A 5,710-nucleotide genomic window follows, 5' to 3' on the forward strand; every position below is an offset into this window, starting at 1 on the left:
CAATGATGGCGAAGCCCCCTTCGACCTATGGGAAGTCGACATCCGCCGCGCCCAGCCGTTCCAGAAGAACCGCCGCTACCTCAAGGAGCGCGTCTCGGAAACGCTCGGCCTGCTCTATGCCGACCATTTCCCCTATCGGCAGATGGCGACGTCGAGGAATGTCCGCCGCTCGCCGCTGCACGAACATCTGAAGGCGCGCGGCGCCGTGTTCGGCGAAGTCGCCGGCTGGGAGCGCGCCAACTGGTTCGCCCGCGAGGGCCAGGAGCGCGAATACCGCTATTCCTGGAAGCGCCAGAACTGGTTCGACAACCAGCGCGAAGAACACCTCGCGGTCAGGAATGGCGTCGGCCTGTTCGACATGACCTCGTTCGGCAAGATCCGTGTCGAGGGCCGCGACGCTCGGCACTTCCTGCAAAGACTATGCGCCAACGACATGGACGTGGCGCCGGGCAAGATCGTCTACACCCAGATGCTCAACAAGCGCGGCGGCATCGAGAGCGATCTGACGGTCTCGCGGTTGTCGGAAACCGCCTACTTCCTCGTCGTCCCAGGCGCCACGCTGCAGCGCGATCTGGCTTGGCTGCGCAGGCACGTCGCCGACGAATTCGTCGTCATCACCGACGTAACGGCGGCCGAAAGCGTGCTCTGCCTGATGGGCCCGGACGCGCGAAAGCTGATCCAGAAGGTCAGCCCCAACGATTTCTCCAATGAGAAAAATCCGTTCGGCACGTTCCAGGAGATCGAGATCGGCATGGGCCTGGCCCGCGCCCATCGCGTCACCTATGTCGGCGAACTCGGCTGGGAACTCTATGTCTCGACCGATCAGGCGGCCCATGTCTTCGAGGCGATCGAGGAGGCAGGTGCGGATGTCGGCCTGAAACTCTGCGGCCTGCACACGCTGGATTCCTGCCGTATCGAAAAAGCCTTCCGGCATTTCGGCCACGACATCACCGACGAGGACAATGTGCTGGAAGCCGGCCTCGGTTTCGCGGTGAAGACCGCCAAGGGCGACTTCATCGGCCGCGATGCCGTGCTGCGCAAGAAGGAAGCCGGCCTGTCACGCCGACTCGTTCAGTTCCGACTGAAAGACCCAGAACCCCTGCTCTTCCACAACGAGGCGATCTTGCGCGACGGCAAGATGGTTGGTCCGATAACGTCTGGCAATTACGGCCATCATCTCGGCGGCGCCGTCGGGCTGGGCTATGTGCCTTGCGAGGGCGAGAGCGAGGCCGATGTGCTGGCCTCAACCTACGAAATCGAGATCGCCGGCGAGCGTTTTGCGGCGGAAGCGTCGCTGAAGCCGATGTACGATCCGAAGGCCGAGCGGGTGAAGATGTAGCGCAGTTCCTTCGCCCCGTTTACGGGGAGAAGGTGGCCCGAAGGGCCGGATGAGGGGCGGCGCCAAGGTCTGAAAAGTTCGTGCTACCCCTCATCTGCCTGCCGGCATCTTCTCCCCGTAGAACGGGGAGAAGGACGCTAATTTCCTAAAACCGCTCCAACTTCCCTCGCACCTTCGCCAAAAACGCCGCCCGCGTCTGCGGCGTCGAGGCATCCATCAAATAGTGCGCCAGGAAAAAGGTCCGGCAGCGTGTCGCGCACAGTGCTCGCATGCCGCGCAGCAGGGTCTTGCGTCCCGGCTGGCCGACGACGACGCTCCACCAGGTCGGGGCGCCGCAGGTGGTGATGACGCCGACCTTGGTTACATGCGTCATCAGCGACTTGATCCGTCCCTTGCCTGCCGGCAGTTTGAAGGCGACGTCCGTCGCCCACACCCGGTCGAGCCAGCCCTTCAGCATTGCCGGCAGTCCGTACCACCACGTCGGATAGACAAACAGGATCGCTTCGGCCCAGTTGAGCAGCTCGAAATGCGGCTTCAGCGCCGGATCCTGTGGCGCCTGGTCGTTGTAGGAGCGTCGCTCGTCGCAGCCCATCACCGGATCGAATTTTTCCGCATAAAGGTCGAGCAGCCGCACCTCCCAGCCTCGTCGCATAAGCACGTCGATGGCGGTGTCGCGAATTGCCGCACAGAAGCTGTCCGGCACCGGATGGCAGTAGACCACCAGCGCGCGCATCAGAAGGCATCCATGCAGGCCGCGACCTTGGCCATGAAGGTCTTGCGCGTGCTGTCGGTCGACAGATTCATCGAATAATGCGCAAGATAGCTTACCGGCGCGCCCGGTTGGACGGTGGCGCGCAGCATGCGCTTGATCAGTTTACGCGGCGGATCGCCCATCAGAATGGCGCGGAACCGGCTGCCGCCATAGGTGGTCACCGCCGCAACCTTGCGTATGTTGTGCAGCGACGGCTGCGCCTTGCCGTCGACCAATTTGAACGACACGCCGGGCAAGAAGACGCGATCGAAGAAGCCTTTCAGGATCGCTGGAAAGCCATAGTTCCAGACCGGATAGGAAAGCACCAGTGCATCCGCCCGCAGCAGGCGCTCGACATAGGGCGCGACAGCATCGGCGGGGCCGCGCTGATTGTGATAGTCCAGTCGTTCCTGGCGCGTCAGCCGCGGATCGAAATCCTCGGCATGGAGATCGCAGTCGTCGACCGTATGGCCCGCCACCGTCAGGCGCTCGACGATCATCCGATGCAGGCCGGCATTGAAGCTGGTCTCGACCGGATGCGCGTAGAGGACAAGGATGTTCATCGGAGGACATCCTGCAGGTCAGCGCGAGGCACCCCCCTCTGCCCTGCCGGGCATCTCCCCCTCAAGGGGGGAGATTGGCGGTTTCCGCGTTGCTGCCTATCTGCGACGTTGATGGTTGGCGAAAGCAGTGCGGCAATCTTATCTCCCCCCTTGAGGGGGAGATGGCCGGCAGGCCAGAGGGGGGTGCAGCGCCACACGCTGGTCATCAGCTTGCCCTCTGCAGCCCCTTGAAAAGGAATGTCCGGCCCGAGCGGTAGTCGTAGTCCGGGTTTTCCCAAGCGATCATCTTGCCGGGGTTGAGCAGGCCTTGCGGGTCGGTTTCGCGCTTGAACGCGAGTTGCACGGCATCCGTCTGCTTCATGCCGCCCTCTTCCAGCGTGTAGCGGTGCGGGTTGAAGATCGGGCAGCCATTCTCCTCATGCAGGCGCACGATCTCGTCGAGCCGCGCTTCGGTGGTGAACTTGACCAGCGGCAGGCCAAAGCAGGTGATGTTGCCGTCCAGCCGCACGAATTCGAGGTGTGAGAACACTTCGCCCGGAAACATCGCGTCCATCTTCTCGACCAACGCCAGCTGGTTTGGAAAGGGATAGAGCGACTGCAGATAGGTAATCGAAGGATCGACGCGCAGCGCCCGCAGCGTGGTGTGGTTCCAAGCCAGCTCATAGGCTGGCGGCAGGCCCTTTTTCTCGTCCGGCGTCGCGGTTGCCGCATTGTAGATCACCTCGCCGCCGGCACGGCGGGTGAAGGCCAGGAAAGCGTCCAGCCCGTGCCGCGCCACCATGACGACGCAAATGCTCTGCCCTTGCTTCAGGAATTTTTGATGCCGCTTGAAATAGAGCTGTGGCACGGGTGCCGCTATCGGGGTGATCAGCTTGGTCAGGATACCGTCCTGGCATGCCAACGCATTGCCGTAGCGGGCGGCATCCATGAAAGCGTCGAAGCCGACGATGACGTCGATCCATTCATAAGCCGCGGTCAGCGGCATCTCGACCTCAGTGATGATGCCGTTGGTGCCATAGGCATGGGTGACCTTGTGCAGGTCCTCGCCGGTGAGTTCGAGCGCTTTCGGTTCGGCCTCCATGGTCACCACACGCAGGCGCAGCACATTGCCGAAATCGCGCAACCCGCCGAAATTGATCGAGCCGACGCCGCCCGAACCGCCGGCGATGAACCCGCCGATCGAAGCGGTGTTGTAGGTGGAGGGCGATAGCCGGAGTTCCTGCCCTGAATGCGCCCGCGTTGCCTTGTCGATATCGGCCAGGATGGCCCCCGGCCCGGTCACGACGCGACCAGGCGCGATCGACTTGATCTCGTTCATCTCGGCAAGGTTGAGCACGACGCCGCCGGAGAGCGGCATCGCCTGGCCGTAATTGCCGGTGCCGCTGCCGCGCGGTGTCACCGGCGCGCCATGGCGATGACAGGCGGCAAGCACGCGGATCAGTTCGGCCTCGTTCTTCGGCGTGACGATCAGGTCGCCGGTGACATGATCGAGCTGCTGCTTCAGCACCGGGCTGTACCAGTAGAAGTCGCGGCTCTTCTGCTGGACGATGGCCGGATTGTCGTCGACCTTCAGGCCTTCGAGATCGCGTTTGAGCGCCGAAACGTCCATCATTCCACCATCAGTTCGTCGAGTTCGGCATAGTCGGGCAATTGCCGGTCGATTGCGCGTCCGGCGCGCACGACGATGCGATCCGATTCGGGCCGCGACAGCAATTCCGTCCAGCTTCGGCCTTTGAACACGATGAAATCGGCATCGCCGCCGCTGACCAGCGTGCCGAAGCCATCAAGCCGCATCGCCTTGGCCGGCGTCGCGGTAACCGCTTGCGGCCAGTCGGCAACGGGATGATCGAAATGCAGAATGCGCGTCGCCATGCGGTAGACCTCCAGCATGTCGAGATCGCCATAGGCGTAGAAGGGATCGCGCGTGTTGTCGGAAGCGACCGCCACCGGAATGCCCCTCGTCTTCATCTCGTGCAGCAGCGTCACGCCACGCCAGCGCGGCGTGGTCTGATCCGAGCGGCGGTCTTGCAGGTAGAGATTGCACATCGGCAGCGAGACGACGGCCAACCCCGCCTTTGCCACCTTGTCCAGCGTATCCAGCACATCGAGGTCCGGCTGGCGCGCCAGCGAACAGCAATGGCCGACGAGGATGTTGCCTTCGAAACCGTTCCAGAGCGCGGCCTCGGCGATCTTCTTCAGCGATATGGCGGAAATATCGTCGGTCTCGTCGGCATGGAAATCGAGATCGAGGCCATGCTTGATGGCTTGCGCGAAGACATGGTCGAGCAGCTCTTCGAGGTCCGGCACCATATAGGTGACGACACCGAGCACGCCCTGTGCCGCGGCAACCCTCTTTGCCAGCCTGTCGAACCACTTTTTGTCGCGCACGCCTTCGATGCCGAGCAGGCAGGCGCCCTGCAACTCGATGCGGCCGCGCCATGTCTCGCGCATCGCCTCGAACACCGGCCAGGAGATTTCCTCCTGCGGCGCGACGCTGTCGAGGTGTGTGCGCAGCGCCCGGGTGCCATGGGCGTAGGCGCAGCGCAGTGAAAAATCCATGCGCCGGGCAATGTCCTCGGCGCTCCAGCGTGCCACACGATCGGCACCGGCGGCATTCAGCGCGCCCAGGAACGTGCCATCGGGATTGGGTTTTCGCGGCCAGATATGGCCCTTGTCGATATGTGTGTGGCAGTCGACGAAGCATGGGAGGATTATACGGCCGGCGAGGTCGATCGCATCGGCGGATCGGCCATGCGCGGTGATGCTGGAAATCTTCCCGTCGGCCACAGCGATGTCGGCAAGCCCGAAGCCGTCAGCATCGAAGGGCGCGGAAAGGCCTGGCGCCAGTGAGCGATGAAGGCGAACGTTGGCGAGATGGTAAGAGCCGAAGGTTGGTATCAAGCGTTGCCCCCCTCTGTCCTGCCGGACATCTCCCCCTCAAGGGGGGAGATTGGCAGCGTCCGCGCCGGCTCTTTTTTTTCAACGTTGGAGATTGGTGAAGGTCGTGACAACAGCCAATCTCCCCCCTTGAGGGGGAGATGTCCGGCAGGACAGAGG

The 5,710-nt window shown here is 63.0% G+C and carries 5 protein-coding genes; 1 reads left to right on the plus strand and 4 read right to left on the minus strand.

Features of this window, described 5'->3' with window-relative positions; genetic code table 11:
• On the plus strand, positions 1 to 1,339 hold a 1,339-nt coding region (locus EN943_RS34250; protein WP_281060874.1), incomplete at its 5' end, for a glycine cleavage T C-terminal barrel domain-containing protein.
• Positions 1,340 to 1,484: 145 nt separating this feature from the next.
• Here the strand turns inward: EN943_RS34250 and EN943_RS34255 are convergent.
• From EN943_RS34255 to EN943_RS34270, 4 genes are all read right to left on the minus strand, one after another.
• Positions 1,485 to 2,072 (minus strand): NAD(P)H-dependent oxidoreductase, encoded by a 588-nt coding sequence (locus EN943_RS34255; protein ID WP_127416292.1) that lies wholly within the window; start codon positions 2,070 to 2,072, stop codon positions 1,485 to 1,487.
• Positions 2,072 to 2,653 carry an NAD(P)H-dependent oxidoreductase gene (locus EN943_RS34260; protein ID WP_127416293.1) on the minus strand — a complete coding sequence of 194 codons (582 nt, stop codon included), beginning with the start codon at positions 2,651 to 2,653 and terminating at the stop codon, positions 2,072 to 2,074. Before EN943_RS34260 ends, EN943_RS34255 begins: the two co-directional genes overlap by 1 nt.
• A 205-nt stretch (positions 2,654 to 2,858) precedes the next feature.
• Positions 2,859 to 4,262: an FAD-binding oxidoreductase gene (locus EN943_RS34265; RefSeq protein ID WP_127416295.1), complete on the minus strand. Its 1,404-nt coding sequence runs from the start codon at positions 4,260 to 4,262 to the stop codon at positions 2,859 to 2,861.
• Complete coding sequence (locus EN943_RS34270) at positions 4,262 to 5,554, minus strand: cytosine deaminase (protein ID WP_127416294.1); 1,293 nt, start codon at positions 5,552 to 5,554, stop codon at positions 4,262 to 4,264. The genes EN943_RS34265 and EN943_RS34270 overlap by 1 nt, the downstream gene beginning before the upstream one ends.
• Positions 5,555 to 5,710 lie beyond the last annotated feature (156 nt).

Source organism: Mesorhizobium sp. M7A.F.Ca.US.006.01.1.1, from assembly GCF_003997935.1.
Classification (GTDB): domain Bacteria; phylum Pseudomonadota; class Alphaproteobacteria; order Rhizobiales; family Rhizobiaceae; genus Mesorhizobium.

Coding starts and splice junctions, on each gene's coding strand:
- EN943_RS34255 (WP_127416292.1), bottom strand. CDS start 2,072: ATGCGCGCGCTGGTGGTCTACTGCCATCCGGTGCCGGACAGCTTCTGT.
- EN943_RS34260 (WP_127416293.1), bottom strand. CDS start 2,653: ATGAACATCCTTGTCCTCTACGCGCATCCGGTCGAGACCAGCTTCAAT.
- EN943_RS34265 (WP_127416295.1), bottom strand. CDS start 4,262: ATGGACGTTTCGGCGCTCAAACGCGATCTCGAAGGCCTGAAGGTCGAC.